This is a genomic window from Deinococcus apachensis DSM 19763 (genome assembly GCF_000381345.1).
In the GTDB taxonomy this organism is placed as follows: domain Bacteria; phylum Deinococcota; class Deinococci; order Deinococcales; family Deinococcaceae; genus Deinococcus; species Deinococcus apachensis.
Genome location: NZ_KB906398.1, coordinates 510777 through 525854, shown reverse-complemented (window position 1 = coordinate 525854; position 15078 = coordinate 510777). Strand labels below are relative to the sequence as shown.

Genomic DNA, 15078 nt, shown 5'->3' with positions numbered 1-15078 from the left:
AACGAATAATCCGGTCAGTTTGGTCCACTCCTCACCGGACACTCATGTTGCGGAGGCGACGTTGGGGGACGAAAAGGGCGGCCGGGCTCATCGCCGGACCGCCCCCGTGGCCCGCCGGGCCTACTTTCCGAAATACTCCGGCAGATCGGCCTCGGTGATCAGAACCTCGCGCGGCTTGCTCCCCTGGTGCTTGGAGACAATGCCCATAGCTTCGAGCATGTCCATCAGCTTGCCCGCGCGGGCGTGTCCCACCGAGAGGCGGCGTTGCAGGCGCGACACGCTGCCCTGTCCCTCCTCGATGGCGATGAGCGCGGCCTGGCGCAGCAGGGGATCGGAGAAATCCATGTTGCTCTTGTCGGTCGTCGGGCCGCTCGCCTCGACGATGCCGTCGAAGTCTGCCCCATACGCCTCGACGAAGGCGTCGTCGAACACCTGGCGCCGCAATTCGTCGGTGACGCGGGCCGACTCGACCTCCGAGATGTAGGGGCCCTGGAGGCGCACGGGCTTGATCAGGCCGGGCTGGTAGAACAGCATGTCGCCCATGCCGGTCAGCCGCTCGGCGCCCACCGAGTCGAGGATCGTGCGCGAGTCGTGGCTGGAGGAGACCGCGAAGGCGATGCGGGCGGGGACGTTCACCTTGATCAGGGAGGTGAGGATGTCCACCGAGGGGCGCTGGGTGGCGAGGACGAGATGCATCCCCGTCGCGCGGGCCATCTGCGCCAGGCGCATGATCGCCGACTCGACCTCCTTGGGCGAGGTGATCATCAGGTCCGCCAGCTCGTCGATGATGATGACGAGGTGGGGCAGCTCGGCCTCGTTCACCATCCGCATCTTGGCGTTGAACTGCTCCAGGTTCTTGGCCCCAACCTGGCTCATCATCTTGTAGCGCCGCTCCATGTGGGCGACCGCGCCCAGCAGCACGCCCGCCGCGTCCATCGGGTTGGTCACGACCGGGCGCACGAGGTGGGGAATCCCGTCGTACGGCGTCAGCTCCACCATCTTGGGGTCCACCATCAGGAAGCGCAGTTCGGTGGGCAGGTAGCGGTACAGGAGCGACGTGATCAGCGTGTTCACGCACACCGACTTGCCCGAGCCCGTCGAGCCCGCGATCAGCAGGTGCGGCATCTTGGCGAGGTCGCCGACCATGAGTTCGCCGTCGATGCTCTTGCCCAGGATGATGGGCAGCTTGGCACGCGTGGCACGGAAGGTGGGCGCCAGGGCCGCCTGGTGGAACGTGACCGGCTCGCGCTCGACGTTGGGCACCTCCAGGCCGATCACGCTCTTGCCGGGCACCGGGGCCTCCACGCGCACGCCGCCCACTGCGAGCGCGCGGGCGAGGTCGTTCGACAGCGAGGCGATGCGGCTGATCTTCTCGCCGGGCGCGGGCTCGATCTCGTAGCGGGTGACAGTGGGGCCACGCGCGAAATCGACCACCTTCGCCTGCAGGTTGAAGTGCCGCAGCGTCTGGTCGATCACCGCCGCCCGCTGCCGCGCCGCCACGTCGAGGGCCGCCGTGTTCATCGCCGCCGCCGGAACTGGGTCGAGCAGCTCGTACCCCGGCAGGGCGAGGTCTATAGCTCCCTGGGTGGGGCGGCGCCGCTCCGGCTGGGCGCTCTCCCAGGGGGCAGCGGGCTCATCCTCCATTGTCGCCTGGGCCGCCGGGCGGGCCGGGGCGCTCGCCTGCACGCCCCGCTCGCTGGGGAGAGGTTCCGGCTGGGGCGGCACGGCGGCGAGCACGACGACGGAATCGGCGGGGGGGAGGTCCACCGGGGTGGCGGGCTCGGCCCCCTCCTCCTTGGACAGTGCGGTGAAGTCAAAGTCCAGGGCGGGCACGGGGTCCTCGTCCGTCAGCCCCCCGTAGACGGTGCTGGCGGTCTGGGCCTTGACGGCCATCGCCTGCGCCCGCTCCAACGCCTCCTGCTGCGCGCGGTCGAGGCGGCCTCGCCACTCGTCCTGAGCGGCGAGGGTGGCGTCGGGGTCGGCGGCCAGCGCCTCGGCGAGGGCGGCGGCCAGCTCGGTGGGGGCGCGGTCGAAGGCGGCGGCGAGGTCGGGCCAGCCGGGGTAGTGGCGCTCGCGTGCCCGCCAGGCCGTGAAGTCCTCGGCGAGTTCGCGCCAGGCCTTCTCGCGCTCGCGCTGCGCCGGAAGTTCGCGGGCCAGCACGGCGGCGTCCGGCTTGGCGAGGGCCTTCTCGGCGGCCTGGCGCTCGCGCTCCAGCCGCCCCGCCCGCCCGGCGAGGCGTTGCAGGTCGGTCACCAGCCCCCGGCGGAGCCGCTCCACGGCCCCGCTCGCCAGGGTGCTGGGCAGCTCCACGCTGAGTTCGTGGCGCCCCTGGCGCACCGCGTTCGCCAGCGCCTCGGCGTCGGCACCCGCCTCTGGGGCCTCGGTCGCCACCCCCTCGCGCAGGTCGCGCGCCGCGTGGCCCACGAAAGTGGTCGTCACCTCGTGCCACCCGGCCAGGTCGCGCTCCACGTTCTTCAGGTTCGCCTCGTCGAGGGTGCGGACCTCGCGGGCAGCGGCGCGGACCTCCTCGTGCTGGGCCCTGAGCTGGCGGGCCTCCGGGTAGAGCTTGCGAAGCGTCTCCAGGTCGCGGGTGTGGTTGGCGAGCGCCTGCCGCACCCCAACCCGGACCCGGGCCGACTCGCGCCCGTCCTGCCGGGCCTCGATGGCGCCCTGCACCCGGGTGGTGGCCCCGCCCAGCAGCACGCTCAGCCCGCGGAAAAAGCTCTTGAGCAGCGTCAGGACCGGGAGGCGCAGCATGATCTCCAGCCCCACGGTCAGCGTGACGAGCGGGAGGAGCGCCGCCACCGACTTCAGGGGGAGGACCAGGGGCCCCATCACACGCTCGGCTCCCTCGCCTGCCGCCCCCGGCACGAAGACCTCGTGCAGCGCAAGCAGCGACGCCACCACGATCACCCCGCCCAGGGTGCGCCGGGTGAGCCCGCCCAGGTCGCGGCCCAGGAAGACCAGCACGCCGTACGCGACCGGGATCAGGGGCAGCAGGTAGGCGCCCCAGCCCAGCCAGCCCAGCAGCGCCATATGGGCCTGCGTCATGAATCCGCCTTCCGCCATCTGGGGCAGGGCCAGGGTGACCGCCAGGAAGATTCCCAGCGCGAACAGCACCAGACCCAGCGCCTCCCCATCGAAGCGGTTCACGGGTGGAGCCGCCTTCGCACGAGCCTTCGCCATAGGCCGCAGTGTACCCCAGCCCGGCCGTGGCTGTTGACGGAGGCCGCGCCCAGCGCAGGTTTTTGTGAGAGCCCCGCCTGCCCCGATAATGCCCCCCGTGACCCTGATCCTCCCGCCCGTCCTGGTGGACGCCCTTTGGACCCACGCCGAGCGCGAGGCCCCCCGGGAATGCGTCGGCGCCCTGGGCGGCCACATGACGGACGGCGGCGCCGAGGCGGTCGCCCTCTATCCCCTCGCCAACGTGTCGCCCGACCCCGAGCGCACGTACCTGGCGGACCCGGGGCACCTGCTGCGTGCTCTGCGGGCGATGGAGGCGGTGGGGCTCACCCTCGTCGGCCTGTACCACAGCCACCCGCACGGTCCGGAGGGACCCAGCGTCACCGACACCCGCCTCGCCGCGTACCCGGTGCCGTACGTGATCGCCGACCTGAGGACGCGCAGGCTGCGGGCCTACCGGCTGCCGGAGGGCTCGCCGGTTGGGCTGAGGTTCGGGGAGCCCCGTGAGTGAAGCGGGACCCGGCATTGACGCCCTGCACGGCTTTATCGGTAGTGGCAAGACCACCTTGGCGTGGCGGCTGGAGGGGACGCTTCCGGGAATGCGCTTCTCCAGCGACGAGTGGAGGGTGGCTCTTTACGGCGCGGATCGCCCGCCGACCTCTTCCCGGTGTACTTCGGCCGCGTGACGGCGGTGATGGAGGCGCAGTGGACGCGCGCCCTGGAACTCGGCGTGCCTGTGATTCTCGACTACGGGTTCTGGACGCGGTCAAGTCGGAATGCTCTGCGGGCAAAGGCGGCGCTGAAAGTGCCCCTCACCCTGTACGCGCTGGGTCTGCCCGACGAAGAGGCGCTGTGGCGTGTTCGGCAGCGGAATAAGGAACCGGAAGACAAGACCTTTCGCCTGTTCCGTGCCCGCTTCGAGCCGTTGGAGCCGGACGAGGGGGCGGTCGTGGTTGCACTGAAGGGTTGAGGCTTCGGGATGGGGGGAGGGGGTGCAGGGGGGCTGGGCATCTTGATGCGGTTTGCCCCCACCCCCCTACCCCCAATGGGGTAGGGGGAGCTTTCCGCTGCGCTAGGCAAAGGGCTCGCCTATCGCGCCCGTGGCCGCTTTTCTCAACGCGCAAGGTTTGATCTTGCTGTATTCCCAATCGCTCGCCCACCGTCTCGCTGCGCGAGCAAGGCGTGGTGAAGGCGGTGCGAGAGCAGGCCGAGGGAGGAATAGGCCGTCCACAAGAGACGGTTTTAAAGAGTCGAAGCTTTGGCGCTCTTACTCCTCCCTCCTCTGCGGAGGAGATTGGGTGGGGGGTGATAGGCGCTGGCCTGCCCTCACATCCTGACCACACCCAACTCGATGTGCAGTGCGGGCCCGTTCTTAAGGCAGCCGCGCCAGCCGTTCGAGCAACAACCCAAAGAAGGCCTCGTCGTCCACGGTGACGGCGACCTCCGCATTGGCCGGTTGACCCGTCACTCCGTACAGATCGCACACCGTCCGCCCGACGTTCAGGCCCTCCTGTGTCTCGGCCTGCACGTTCATGGGCCGCATCTCGCACAGCCCAGGCCGGATTACGGCGGCGACGGCGAGGGGATCGTGGAGCGCTCCGCCCGTCATCCCGTAGCGCTCGCGGTAGATGCCCGCGTAAAAGGTCAGCAGCTCGGCGCTCACCCTCCCGGCGTGGTTTCCCAGCCCGCGCAGCCGCTCCACCCGTTCGGGCGTGGCGACCGCCTGCATGGTCACGTTCAGCCCGTACATTCGCACCCGCGCGCCCGACTCCAGCACGATGCGCGCCGCGTGCGGATCGGCTAGGGCGTTGAACTCCGCCGCCGGAGTGCGGTTGCCCTGTCCGGTGCTGCCGCCCATCCACACGACCTCGCGCAGCAGCCCCGGCAGGTCGGGGGCCAGGCGAAAGGCCAGAGCCACGTTCGTCAGCGGGCCGGTCGCCACCAGCGTCACCTCGGCCGGCTGCCCGCGCACTGTGCGGATGATGAAGTCCACCGCGTGTTCCGCCTCCGCCGTGCGACTGGGTTCGGGCAGGCCGGAAGCGGGGAGGCCGCTGTCCCCATGGACTGCCGCCGCCGTCATCTCCGGGCGGACGAGGGGGCGGTCGGCCCCGGCGTACACGGGCACGCCAGCCCCCGCCTCGCCCGCGAGCGCCAGCGTGACCAGGGCGTTGCGGGTGGTCAGGTCCAGCCCCACGTTGCCATGCACGGCGGTGAGGCCCAGCACCCGTACCTCCCCCGGGCTGGCGAGCGCGAGCAGCCAGGCGATGGCGTCGTCGAGGCCGGGGTCGCCGTCGAGAATCACGGGGAGGGGAGAGGCGGTCACGGCCCGCATTCTAGGCTAGGGACGCCGTGAATCCCGCTTCACGTCCCGCACATGCGTCCCCGCCCGCACCCCCCTACGCTGCCCGCATGACCGGACGCCGAGACGACGAACAGACCGACCTCCCGCTCCCGCAGCGCAGCACCGATTCGGAGAGCGCCACGAAGTACCCCACGCCGCAGTCGGGTGTCGTGCAGGACAGTCCCGGCAACCCCGACCTGACGCTGGAGGGCGACAGCCGGGTGGACGAGCAGGGCAACATGACGACCACCGACCGGCAGGATTGAAGCGTCAGGGGCCGCGCCCCCTCCATACGGTGGGGGGCGCGGCCCTGGAGACAGCCTCAGCGCACGTCCACGAGTTCCACGTCGAAGATCAGGGTGGCGTTCGGTGGAATCACGCCCGGGACGCCCGCCGCCCCGTAGGCGAGCTGGCCTGGAATGGTCAGCCGGGCCTTGTCGCCCACGCGGAGCTGCGCGATGCCCTGGTCCCACCCGGGGATGACGTAGCCTACCCCTAGCGGGAACTCGATGGGTTCGCCCCGGTCACGGCTGGAGTCGAACTTCTGCCCGTTTTCCAGCGTGCCGGTGTAATGCACGCGGACCATCTTGCCGGGCTGAGCGGGGACGCCGTTCCCCTCGTGGTACCTGTCGACGATGAGTTCCTGGACGGTCATGCGGCCCAGCGTACCCCCGCCTTTCGCCCACCCGCTGGAGTCTGAAGCGCGGGTAAAGGCACCCTTGCCCCGCGAGCCCGGCTGCTAGCATGCCCCGCGTGACTCCGGCCTCCACCCGCCAGCCGCAGGGCGCCAGCGGCCTGCGGACCTTCTGGCGCGTCTGGGTACTGGGCGCTCTCCTGCCCGTCTGGGTATTCACGACCTTCGTGGCAACGCTCGCCCGGGTGGACGGCAATAGCATGAACCCCACGCTGCACCACGGCGATCTGCTGCTGCTCCTCAAGTACCCGCGCTGGCTGCGCGCCTGGGGCCTGCCCACGGCCTATCCCCAGCGCGGCGACCTGATCATCTTCAAGGCTCCGGCCGACAGCCCCTACAGCTACGAGACGCTGTGGGGTGTGCGCCACCGTCCCTACAACGTCAAACGGGTGCTGGCCCTCCCCGGCGACACGGTTGCCATCGAGGACGGCCGCGTAGTCGTGAACGGGCAACCCGTCGCGGAGAGTTACGTCAATGACGGCGTGCTGACCGACCAGCCCCCCCTGCGCGTTCCCCCCGGCAAGGTGTGGGTGTTGGGCGACAACCGCCTCGTCGGGGAAAGCCTCGACTCGCGTGCCTACGGCCCGGTGGACCTGAGGGACGCCGCTGGCCCCGCCGACCTGCGGCTGTGGCCGAATCCGGGGAACGTGGGCCGCTGAGCCAGTTTCGGCTCAAGCCCCCGGCTTTCTTAGGGCTTCCCACCTTCCGGCAACCGTTCGCCCACCCTCACTGCCTCCCTGAACCAGTTCTTGCGCGGCGGAAGGGGGCAGGTCCACCCCTCGCTGTAGGCGCAGTACGGGTGGTAGGCGAGGTTGAAGTCGAGCGCAACCTCCAGTCCGTCCTCGATCTGCCGCAGCGGCGCGTCGAGGTAACGCCCCACGCCATACGTCTCCGTCCCACTCGTCGCGTCGCGGAAGGGCACGAAAACCCGCTCGGGCGCCTCGTCGCCGGGAGGGGCGTAGAGGATGAGGGTCTGCGCTCCGCCCGGGAAGTCCACCGTGACGGTGCCGAAGCGGGCCATGACGCGCGGCTCACCCGTGTTCGTCCCCAGGGTAACCTTCTCGCCGTCCGCCCGCTCGACGGGGGGGGTGAAGGCCCAGGCCGGGTCCGGCGGGTAGTAGCTCAGGCCCCGGAACCCCTGCAAATCCTCACCCGTGATCGGCCCGCGTCCAGAGGCGAAATACTCGTCCTTGCGGCGCCGGAAGTCGGCGATGGCCTCGGCGTAACCCGAACCCGCCCCGCTCACCAGTCCACCCGCACGCGCTCGCCCGCGTACTCCACCACGTCGCCCCGCCGCAGCTTCTTACGCCGCCGGGTCTCGATCTCCCCGTTCACCCGCACCTCGCCCCCCTGCACCCGGAACTTCGCCTCGCCGCCCGTCTCCACCATCCCGCGCAGTTTGAGAAAGTCCTGAAGGTCGATGGTGTCGCGCTCCTCGCGGGGGGGCCGTGCGCCTTGAGTCATGGGGGCAGGGTAACACCCAGGGATGAACGCCGGAGGGCCGGGCCAGCGAGAGGAAGCCTTCCTCCCGGCACCCCGGCCCTCCTGGCCTGGGAAGTTCTGCTTACGGCTTGTACTGCGCCCCGAACAGCTTCAGGTCGGCGTCGTCCACCTTGCGGTCCTGGTTGAGGTCGCCGACCGTCGCGCCCGTCTTGCCGTAGTTGTTCATCAACAGGGCGAGGTCGGTCAGGTCGATCACGCCGTCGCCGTTCAGGTCGGCCCCGCTCAGGCGGGCGCGGGCGGCCTCGGCGGTCCAGGCCTTCAGGCCGAGTTCGCGGGCGAGTTCAGTCCGCACGGCCTCGGCAAGCGGGAGCGGTCCCTGGGGGTTGAACTCGATGCGCCGCTCGCCGCCCAGGGTCAGGGTGCGGGCCGCCACGTCGGGGCTGAAGGCCGCGCCACCACCCAGCGTCAGGATCGGCCCGCCGCCGGAGTCGAGCGTGATCGGCGTCTCCTTGGTGCTGATCGCGGCGAGGGCGTCCTGCACGGCCCTGGTCATCTCGGGACCCTGGGGCCTGAGCTTGACGCTGGCCGCCTCAGCAGCGCCTGCCAGCAGGGCGAGGGCCAGGAGGAGGGTGCGCTTCATCGTGCCCCCCGCGCCGCCCGCAGGGCATCCCGGAACTTGGCGGGGTCCGTCTCGATGGGGTCCGGGTCAGTTGGTGCGGGCGTGCTGGCCGTGCCTGGAGGGGTGGTGGCGGGAGGAGTGACCCCGGGCGTGGTGGTTCCGGAAGCGGAAGTGGCGGCAGCTGGGGGGGTGGTCGCTGTTGAGGGCGTAGTGGACCCGGAGCCCGGGGTAGACGTGCCCGCGGCGGGAGGAGTGGGCGTGGGTGTGGTTGTCGTGGTGCTGCCCGCCGTGCTGGTGCCGGAGGTCCCGGAAGTGGTCGGGCTGGAAGTCCCGGGGGTCGACGTACCAGAAGCGGATGTGGCTGTACTGGGGGCCGCTGTTCCGGTGGTCGTCGTGCCCGTCGCCGCCGTTCCTGTCGTCCCGGCCGCCGTCTGGGTGCGCTGTGCGTTGGCAACCTGAGGGGTGGCGGGGGCGAGGCTGCTCGTCGGCTTGGTGACCTTCCCGTTCTCGATGGGGTAGACGCCCTGCCAGAAGCCCACGACGGGGCTGTCCAGGCGGCGGCTGTAGAGCAGCAGGAAAGAGTCCTGCCCGCCCTGCAACTCCGGCAGCCCCTCCAGGCCGGAAAGCAGGTACAGCGCGGGCTTGCCCCCAACCTGCGGCAGGCTGGCCGGGTCCCCGGCGACCGTCTCGGAGACCGTGAGGGGGTAGGCCAGCCAGGTCAGGTCGCCCTCCTTCACGGTCGTGGGGGTGCCCAGGGTGGCGCGCACGATCACGTCCGCCTTGCGCGCCTGCTGCGTGAGGGTCAGGGTGGGCACGGTCGTCGCCCCGGCCGAGAGCGGCGCGGCCCCCAGCGCGAGGGCGGCGAGCAGGGTCAGGGCGCGCCTCACGAATCACCCCCCTCGCTGGGCGGCTGGGGGCTGGGCGGCGTGACGGGGATGTCAGGCGTGCCCGGGGTCGTGGTGTCGCTGCCCGGGGTCGTCGGCGTGGTGGTCGGCGTTGCTGGGGTGGTGGCGGGAGCCGTGCTCGGGGTGGTCGGCGCCGTGGCGGGCTTGGGTGCGTCGGGCATCTTCACCTCGGCGAGCAGCTTGCCTTCGCCGTCGCGGGCCTGGAAGGCGAAGCGGTTGGTGTCAAGCGTGGTGACCTTGGAGGGCTTGACGCTCAGCAGCGCCACCCGCGCGCCGTTACGGGGAATGGTCTTGAAGCCCACGTCCACCGTCACGGTGCGGCCCGCCTGCTTCCAGAACAGCACGCCGCCCGATTCGGCCGGTTGCACGCGCGTGACGCGCACGCCCTCGGGCAGGTCCCAGACCATCCGCGCGGCGCGGGCCGACCGGGGAGCCGTGATATTCAGGGGAATGCGCGTCTCGCCGCGAATCTCGGCGGCGGGAAGCTGGGGCTTGAGGGCCAGCGGCGGCAGTTCGTTGACGTTCAGGGTGTAGGACTGCACCTTGGAGCTGAGGTTGGCGTCCGACGCCTCCAGCGTGAAGGTGTAGGTGCCGAGTTTGGTGGGCGTGCCCGCGAGGCGCTGATTCCGCAGCGTCACGCCGGGGGGCAGGGTGCCCGAGGCCACCCGCACCCCGTAGGGTCCCGAGCCGCCCGCCACCGCGATGGGGGTGTCGTAGCTCTCCGCGACGTAGCCCACGGGCAGGCTGGTCGTCGTGAAGTACAGCGGGTCACTCGTGCTCGTGCTGGTCGTGCCGGTGGTGCTGTTCGTGCTGCTGCCGCAGGAGACGAGCAGCACCCCACACGCCAGCAGTGCCCAGGCGGGGTTGGCTTGTCGCATGGCGCCAGTGTAGCCGCCCCGAATGAGCGGTAAGCCAAGAGGCATGAGCGCCAGGCAGGCAAAGGGGAGGGAAAAAGGGGGTGTGAAGGGGATCAGGCCCTTCTCATGGGACGAGGACCCGCTCCAACCCGCCCGTTCATAGCCCTTCGCTCAAAACTCCCCGTCCCCCGGCGCTAGACTTTCCGCCATGACCACACAGACCCGGACGGCCCTGCCCGCCGTCCACGACCGGCTGGGGCGTTACACCGTCGAGCGCGTGGAAGACCTGCCCGAGATGCAGGGCACGCTGATCCTCCTGCGCCACGATCTCGGCGCCCGGCACGCGCACGTCTCACGCGAGGACGACAACCTCGCCTTTGGGGTGACCTTTCCCACCGTGCCCCGGGATTCGACCGGCGTGGCGCACATCCTCGAACACGTCGTCCTGATGGGCAGCCAGAAGTACCCGGTGCCCGACCCCTTCTTCGCCATGATCCCGCGCTCGCTGAATACCTTCATGAACGCGATGACCGCGAGCGACTGGACGACCTACCCCTTTTCCACGCGCAACGAGAAGGACTTCTACAACCTGCTCGGCGTGTACCTCGACGCCACCTTCTTCCCGTTGCTGCGCTACGAGAGCTTCCTGCAAGACGGCCACCGCTTCGAGTTCGAGACGCCCGACGACCTCAGCACGCCCCTGAAGCTCCAGGGCGTCGTCTACAACGAGATGAAGGGCGCGATGGCCTCACCCGGCGCGGTGATGTGGCGCGCATTCGGCAAGGCGCTGTACCCCGACCTGACCTACGCGAACAACTCCGGCGGCTCGCCCGAGGACATCCCCAACCTGACGTACGAGGGGCTGCGGGCCTTCCACGCCGCGCACTACCACCCCAGCAACGCTTTTTTCTACACCTACGGCAAGCTCGACCTGCCCCGCGTGCTGGACGAGATTGAGACGCAGGTGATGAGCAAGTTCTCCCCCCAGACGCTCGACGTGAGCATCCCTGACCAGCCCGACTTCACGGAGCCGCGCCGGATCGACGTGACGTACCCCGGCACGGATGTGGAGCGTGGCGGTCAGGTCAGCGTGGCCTGGAAGCTGGGTCACACCACCGACCCCGACGCCAACCTGCGCTGGAGTGTGTTGAGCGATGTGCTGCTGGGCAACCCCGCCGCGCCGCTTACCCGGCCGCTGATCGAGTCGGGGATCGGGAGTGCGCTGGCCGACCTGTCCGGCTACCGCGACAACTTCCGGGAGGGGGCCTTTGCGGCGGGCCTCAAGGGCCTGAGTGCGGGCAAGGCCGCCGAGGTGCAGGCCCTGGTCCTCGACACGCTGGCCGCCATCGTGCGGGACGGCATCGACCCTGAACTCATCGAGAGCAGCCTGCACCAGTTCGAGATCAGCCAGCGCGAGGTGTCCAACAGTGGGTATCCCTACGGCCTGCAAGTGATGTTCCGCCTGCTGGGACCGTGGCTCTACGGCGGCGACCCGGTCACGGGCCTGCGGCTGGAGGCCGAGCTGGAGAGCCTGCGGACCGACCTCGCCCACGGTCACGTGTTCGAGCCGATGATCCAGCGGGGCCTCCTCGACAACCCCCACCGGGTCACCCTCGTCCTCGCGCCCGACCCCGACCTCGCCGCGCGGACCGAGCAGGCGGAGCGCGAACTCGTGGAGCGGCTGAGTGGGGGTTTCACTGACGAGGACCGCGCCCGCATCGTGCGCGAGAGCCTGCAACTCCAGTCGCTTCAGGAGCAGGAGAGCGACGTGAACGTGCTGCCGACCCTCACGCTCGAGGACGTGCCCCCAACCGTGCTGCGCGTGCCGTACTCCACCGAGGAGGCGGGCCGCGCGCTGATCGGCCGGGTGCCCCAACCCACCGGGGGCCTGACCTACCTCGACGTGCAGGTGCGGCTCCCGGAGGTCCAAGGCGACCTGCTGGACACCCTGCCGCTGTACGCCTACGTGGTCACCCGCAGCGGCGCCGCCGGGCAGGACTACCTCGCCCTCGCCCGCCGTATCGAGGCCGTCACGGGCGGCGTGAGTGCCAGTGTCGGGGTGGGCGGCAGGCCCGACGACCTGGACGCCCTGCGCCTGACCGCCACCTTCAGCGGCAAGGCGCTCGCCCGCAACGGGGAGAAGTTGGTCGGGGTGTTGCGCGACCTGATCGCCGCTCCCGAGTTCACCCGCGAGCGGTTGGAGCAACTGCTCAAGCAGCGTCTGGCGGGCCTCAAGGCGAGCGTGGTGAACGCTGGCAACGCCTACGCCGAACGGCTCGCCGCCGCGCAGGTCAGCCCCGCAGGCTTCATCGAGGAACACTTCAGCGGCCTGACCGCTTTGGAAAACCTGAAGGCCATTGTTGAGGGCGAAGGGCTGGACGCCCTGCTGGAGCGCCTGAACCGGGTCCGCGATCTGATCCTGGAGGGTCAGCCCCGGCTGTGCCTGACCGCGACTGGGGCGGACCTGGACCTCGACCTCTCGCCCATCACCGGGGAATTCACGGGGGAAGCTCCCGTCGGGACCCCCGAGCCCCACACCCTCTCGGGCGGCCCCCAGGCCCGCGTCACCGATTCGCCGGTCGCCTTCAACGCCGCCGCCTTCCGCACCGTGCCCTACACGCATCCCGACAGCCCGGCCCTGCTCGTCCTCTCACGCCTGCTGCGCTCGGAGTACTTGCTCAAGGAAATCCGCGAGAAGGGCGGCGCGTACGGCGGCGGCGCGGCCTTCGACGCTCGGGGCGGGGTGTTCTCCTTCTCCTCCTACCGCGACCCGCACATCACCCGCACGTACGAGGTGTTCCGGGGCGCCCGTCAGTTCCTCGACACCGAACTCGGAGTGCGCGAGGTCACCGAGGCGATCCTCTCAGCGAGCAAGACGCTCGACCCCCTCACCAGCCCGGACACGGCGGGCCGGTTGCGCTTCTACGGCGACCAGGCGGGTTTCACCCCTGAGGTGCAGGAGGCTTACAAGGCCCGGCTGCTGGGGGTGACCCTGCACGACCTCAAGCGCGTCACCGACACCTGGCTCACTCCCTACCGTGCCGGATACGCCCTCGTGGCGGGCCGCGACCCGAACGCCGAGACGGAGGCGCTGGGCCTGCATTTCGAGGTGGAGACGGTCTGAGGTTGAAGTGGAGGAGGTGGGAGACGAAGGCGATGTCTCCCACCTTCCTCTTTTCCCCGCCGCGTCCCCTCATGAGCGCCGTTCACATCTTCCTCGCATGACGCTCCCAGACACTCGGGGCATGGGGACATTCAAGACGGTAATGGCGCTGGCGGCGCTGACGGCAGGTGGGGCGAGCGCGGAGACCTTCGGGGTGCAGTTCGGGGTGGCTTCGGGTGGCGGACTGGGGCTCCATGTGGGGGCCTACACCCGGGTCGCGGGTTTCGGCCCGATCCAGACCGAGGGGCGCGGCACACTCGACCTGCGCCAGGGCGCCACCGAAGTCGGCGCGGACGCCCTGCTGAGCGTGAACCTGCTCCTGGCCCGTCCCTACGCCGGGGTCGGGGTGGGCCTGCCCCTGGGGGGTGGCGGCAACTTCGGCTTCCACACGACGCTGGGCGCCCGCTTCGGCCTGCCCGGTCCCTTCTCGGGCTTCGCGGAGGGCAACTTCGGGTCGCGGAACGTGTACCGGGCGGGCTTGCTCTTCCGGTTCTAAAAGAAGTCAGCCGGGAGGGGTCGGTGGGTCGTGGGGGTCGTCCTTCCCCTCACCCCTGACCCCTTCCCGCTGTTCACCCCCGGTGATACGGCTCCCCCGCGCTGATCGTCGCTGCCCGGTACAGGGCTTCGAGCAGCACGATCATGGCGAGGTCGTGCGGCAGGGTGAGTTGGCCCAGGCTCCACAGCCGGGAGGCCCCGGCCCGCAAGGTGTCCGTATGTCCTTCCGGGCCCCCGATGGCGAAGGCGAGTTCTCCCGTGCCGCCAACCGCCTGAGCGTCGAGGAAGGCGCCCAGGCCCTCGCTCGTGAACTGGGTGCCGCGCGGGTCGAGCAGGATCAGGGGGGCGCGGCCCGCCGCCCGGTGGATGGCCTCGGACTCCTGGACCTGGGTTTTTCCGGCCACCCGCGTCACCTGCACCTTGTGATACCGCCGCAGCCGCTTCTCGTACTCGTCCCAGCCCGCGCGGGCGTAGGCTAGCCGGGGTTCGCCGACGGTGATCAGGTGCAGCCGCATGGGGCAGAGGATAGGGGAGAGGTCCCCGGCGCTCCACTGTTTCCCCACTGCCTGCCCCCACCCGCTAGACTGCCTGCCATGCTCGCCCCCCTGCGGAGGTTTCCGTGAACTACGCGGCGACGCTGGCGGTGCTGGTGGTGCTGGCCTTCTGCTTTCCGCTCACCGTGCGGCTGGGCGCCCAGCTCGGCGTGCCGGAGGTCTACACGGCCTCGGCGCTGGGGGCGATCCTTACGTTCGCACTGGCCGCCTACCTGGTGCGCTGGCAGGTGGGCCGCCACCGGGATACGCTGGAGCGCCTGGAGACGGCCCGGTCCCAGGTTGCCGCCGACCCGGAAAATCCCCGGGCGTACTTCGTGGGGGGCGAACACTTGGGCACGATCCTGCTGCGGCTGGACCGTCGGCGCGAGGCGGCGGAGGTCATCGACCGCTACGCGCGGCTGGGCGGCGCCCGCGAGAGCGAGATCATTGCCCTGCGGGAGGCCCTTTCGGGCGCCGAGCGGCGGCAACACCGCGCCCAGGGCAAGGAAGTATGAGTTTTGGAAGGTGTGAGCCCAGCTTCAGGGCGTGGTCAGGTCCCGCTGGCCCCTTTTCGGGAGCGCAAGGAATAGAGTGATCGGTATATGAGGGCGTACAAGGGCATCGTGGAAAGCGGCGTGGTCGTCTTGATCGGCGCGCGGCTCCCGGAAGGCACGGTCGTGACCGTCACGGTCGGCGAGGCGGAACTGCTGCGCGCACGCATCACCAGCGTCCTCAAGCGTCCCCGCAAGGTGCGCGTGCGCCTCAAACCGGTTCCGGGACTGGTGGCGCAGGCCGTGCCCGCGGGGGGAGTGGGCGACGCCGGGGAATGAGGAGGCGCCGTTCGC

General features: G+C 70.3%; 18 protein-coding genes. 9 read left to right on the top strand and 9 right to left on the bottom strand.

Annotated elements, in window-relative coordinates:
- Positions 1 to 120: 120 nt before the first annotated feature.
- Positions 121 to 3186, bottom strand: coding sequence for an FtsK/SpoIIIE family DNA translocase (locus F784_RS0102650; RefSeq protein ID WP_026332218.1), 3066 nt, complete (start codon positions 3184 to 3186; stop codon positions 121 to 123).
- Positions 3187 to 3274: 88 nt separating this feature from the next.
- Between F784_RS0102650 and F784_RS0102645 the strand changes: the two genes are divergently transcribed.
- Genes F784_RS0102645 through F784_RS27470 form a run of 3 tightly spaced genes read left to right on the top strand, consistent with a single transcriptional unit; the run spans position 3275 to position 4153 of the window.
- A complete protein-coding gene (locus F784_RS0102645) occupies positions 3275 to 3694 on the top strand; it encodes a M67 family metallopeptidase (RefSeq protein ID WP_019585143.1) in 420 nt (139 codons plus the stop codon).
- Positions 3687 to 3869 carry a P-loop nucleotide/nucleoside kinase family protein gene (locus F784_RS27475; protein ID WP_083939123.1) on the top strand — a complete coding sequence of 61 codons (183 nt, stop codon included), beginning with the start codon at positions 3687 to 3689 and terminating at the stop codon, positions 3867 to 3869. Before F784_RS0102645 ends, F784_RS27475 begins: the two co-directional genes overlap by 8 nt.
- The gene (locus tag F784_RS27470; protein WP_157464943.1) at positions 3866 to 4153 is read left to right on the top strand and encodes a P-loop nucleotide/nucleoside kinase family protein; all 288 of its coding nucleotides are present in this window, start codon (positions 3866 to 3868) and stop codon (positions 4151 to 4153) included. The genes F784_RS27475 and F784_RS27470 overlap by 4 nt, the downstream gene beginning before the upstream one ends.
- A 402-nt stretch (positions 4154 to 4555) precedes the next feature.
- Here the strand turns inward: F784_RS27470 and F784_RS0102635 are convergent, their stop codons facing one another.
- Positions 4556 to 5515, bottom strand: a complete 960-nt coding sequence (locus F784_RS0102635; protein ID WP_019585141.1) for a nucleoside hydrolase — start codon at positions 5513 to 5515, stop codon at positions 4556 to 4558.
- Positions 5516 to 5592: 77 nt separating this feature from the next.
- Between F784_RS0102635 and F784_RS0102630 the strand changes: the two genes are divergently transcribed.
- Positions 5593 to 5790: a hypothetical protein gene (locus F784_RS0102630; protein WP_019585140.1), complete on the top strand. Its 198-nt coding sequence runs from the start codon at positions 5593 to 5595 to the stop codon at positions 5788 to 5790.
- 56 nt (positions 5791 to 5846) lie between these two features.
- On the opposite strand, the gene F784_RS0102625 is transcribed toward F784_RS0102630, so the two are convergent.
- On the bottom strand, positions 5847 to 6179 hold the full coding sequence (locus tag F784_RS0102625; protein ID WP_019585139.1) for an FKBP-type peptidyl-prolyl cis-trans isomerase: 333 nt from the start codon (positions 6177 to 6179) through the stop codon (positions 5847 to 5849).
- A gap of 89 nt (positions 6180 to 6268) precedes the next feature.
- Between F784_RS0102625 and lepB the strand changes: the two genes are divergently transcribed.
- The gene (gene lepB / locus F784_RS0102620; RefSeq protein WP_019585138.1) at positions 6269 to 6877 is read left to right on the top strand and encodes a signal peptidase I; all 609 of its coding nucleotides are present in this window, start codon (positions 6269 to 6271) and stop codon (positions 6875 to 6877) included.
- 29 nt (positions 6878 to 6906) lie between these two features.
- On the opposite strand, the gene F784_RS0102615 is transcribed toward lepB, so the two are convergent.
- The 5 genes from F784_RS0102615 to F784_RS0102595 form a co-directional block, all read right to left on the bottom strand.
- The gene (locus F784_RS0102615; protein WP_019585137.1) at positions 6907 to 7464 is read right to left on the bottom strand and encodes a DUF1684 domain-containing protein; all 558 of its coding nucleotides are present in this window, start codon (positions 7462 to 7464) and stop codon (positions 6907 to 6909) included.
- Positions 7461 to 7682, bottom strand: coding sequence for an RNA-binding S4 domain-containing protein (locus F784_RS0102610; RefSeq protein WP_019585136.1), 222 nt, complete (start codon positions 7680 to 7682; stop codon positions 7461 to 7463). Before F784_RS0102610 ends, F784_RS0102615 begins: the two co-directional genes overlap by 4 nt.
- A gap of 100 nt (positions 7683 to 7782) precedes the next feature.
- Positions 7783 to 8301, bottom strand: coding sequence for a hypothetical protein (locus tag F784_RS0102605; protein WP_019585135.1), 519 nt, complete (start codon positions 8299 to 8301; stop codon positions 7783 to 7785).
- A complete protein-coding gene (locus F784_RS0102600) occupies positions 8298 to 9167 on the bottom strand; it encodes a hypothetical protein (RefSeq protein WP_019585134.1) in 870 nt (289 codons plus the stop codon). The genes F784_RS0102605 and F784_RS0102600 overlap by 4 nt, the downstream gene beginning before the upstream one ends.
- Positions 9164 to 10063 (bottom strand): Ig domain-containing protein, encoded by a 900-nt coding sequence (locus F784_RS0102595; RefSeq protein ID WP_083939121.1) that lies wholly within the window; start codon positions 10061 to 10063, stop codon positions 9164 to 9166. The genes F784_RS0102600 and F784_RS0102595 overlap by 4 nt, the downstream gene beginning before the upstream one ends.
- Positions 10064 to 10250: 187 nt before the next feature.
- Between F784_RS0102595 and F784_RS0102590 the strand changes: the two genes are divergently transcribed.
- Both F784_RS0102590 and F784_RS0102585 read left to right on the top strand, forming a co-directional pair.
- The gene (locus tag F784_RS0102590) at positions 10251 to 13166 is read left to right on the top strand and encodes an insulinase family protein (RefSeq protein WP_019585132.1); all 2916 of its coding nucleotides are present in this window, start codon (positions 10251 to 10253) and stop codon (positions 13164 to 13166) included.
- Positions 13167 to 13287: 121 nt separating this feature from the next.
- Positions 13288 to 13701, top strand: a complete 414-nt coding sequence (locus F784_RS0102585) for a hypothetical protein (RefSeq protein ID WP_040382244.1) — start codon at positions 13288 to 13290, stop codon at positions 13699 to 13701.
- Positions 13702 to 13774: 73 nt separating this feature from the next.
- Here F784_RS0102585 and F784_RS0102580 read toward each other — a convergent pair whose 3' ends face one another.
- A complete protein-coding gene (locus F784_RS0102580) occupies positions 13775 to 14215 on the bottom strand; it encodes a 23S rRNA (pseudouridine(1915)-N(3))-methyltransferase RlmH (protein ID WP_019585130.1) in 441 nt (146 codons plus the stop codon).
- A 104-nt stretch (positions 14216 to 14319) separates the two neighbouring features.
- Between F784_RS0102580 and F784_RS0102575 the strand changes: the two genes are divergently transcribed.
- A complete protein-coding gene (locus F784_RS0102575) occupies positions 14320 to 14748 on the top strand; it encodes a hypothetical protein (protein WP_019585129.1) in 429 nt (142 codons plus the stop codon).
- An 87-nt stretch (positions 14749 to 14835) separates the two neighbouring features.
- Positions 14836 to 15063: a hypothetical protein gene (locus F784_RS0102570; RefSeq protein WP_019585128.1), complete on the top strand. Its 228-nt coding sequence runs from the start codon at positions 14836 to 14838 to the stop codon at positions 15061 to 15063.
- The last annotated feature ends 15 nt before the right edge of the window (positions 15064 to 15078 follow it).

Coding starts and splice junctions, on each gene's coding strand:
- F784_RS0102650 (WP_026332218.1), bottom strand. CDS start 3,186: ATGGCGAAGGCTCGTGCGAAGGCGGCTCCACCCGTGAACCGCTTCGAT.
- F784_RS0102645 (WP_019585143.1), top strand. CDS start 3,275: ATGCCCCCCGTGACCCTGATCCTCCCGCCCGTCCTGGTGGACGCCCTT.
- F784_RS0102635 (WP_019585141.1), bottom strand. CDS start 5,515: ATGCGGGCCGTGACCGCCTCTCCCCTCCCCGTGATTCTCGACGGCGAC.
- F784_RS0102630 (WP_019585140.1), top strand. CDS start 5,593: ATGACCGGACGCCGAGACGACGAACAGACCGACCTCCCGCTCCCGCAG.
- F784_RS0102625 (WP_019585139.1), bottom strand. CDS start 6,179: ATGACCGTCCAGGAACTCATCGTCGACAGGTACCACGAGGGGAACGGC.
- lepB (WP_019585138.1), top strand. CDS start 6,269: ATGCCCCGCGTGACTCCGGCCTCCACCCGCCAGCCGCAGGGCGCCAGC.
- F784_RS0102610 (WP_019585136.1), bottom strand. CDS start 7,682: ATGACTCAAGGCGCACGGCCCCCCCGCGAGGAGCGCGACACCATCGAC.
- F784_RS0102605 (WP_019585135.1), bottom strand. CDS start 8,301: ATGAAGCGCACCCTCCTCCTGGCCCTCGCCCTGCTGGCAGGCGCTGCT.
- F784_RS0102595 (WP_083939121.1), bottom strand. CDS start 10,063: ATGCGACAAGCCAACCCCGCCTGGGCACTGCTGGCGTGTGGGGTGCTG.
- F784_RS0102590 (WP_019585132.1), top strand. CDS start 10,251: ATGACCACACAGACCCGGACGGCCCTGCCCGCCGTCCACGACCGGCTG.
- F784_RS0102585 (WP_040382244.1), top strand. CDS start 13,288: ATGGGGACATTCAAGACGGTAATGGCGCTGGCGGCGCTGACGGCAGGT.
- F784_RS0102580 (WP_019585130.1), bottom strand. CDS start 14,215: ATGCGGCTGCACCTGATCACCGTCGGCGAACCCCGGCTAGCCTACGCC.
- F784_RS0102570 (WP_019585128.1), top strand. CDS start 14,836: ATGAGGGCGTACAAGGGCATCGTGGAAAGCGGCGTGGTCGTCTTGATC.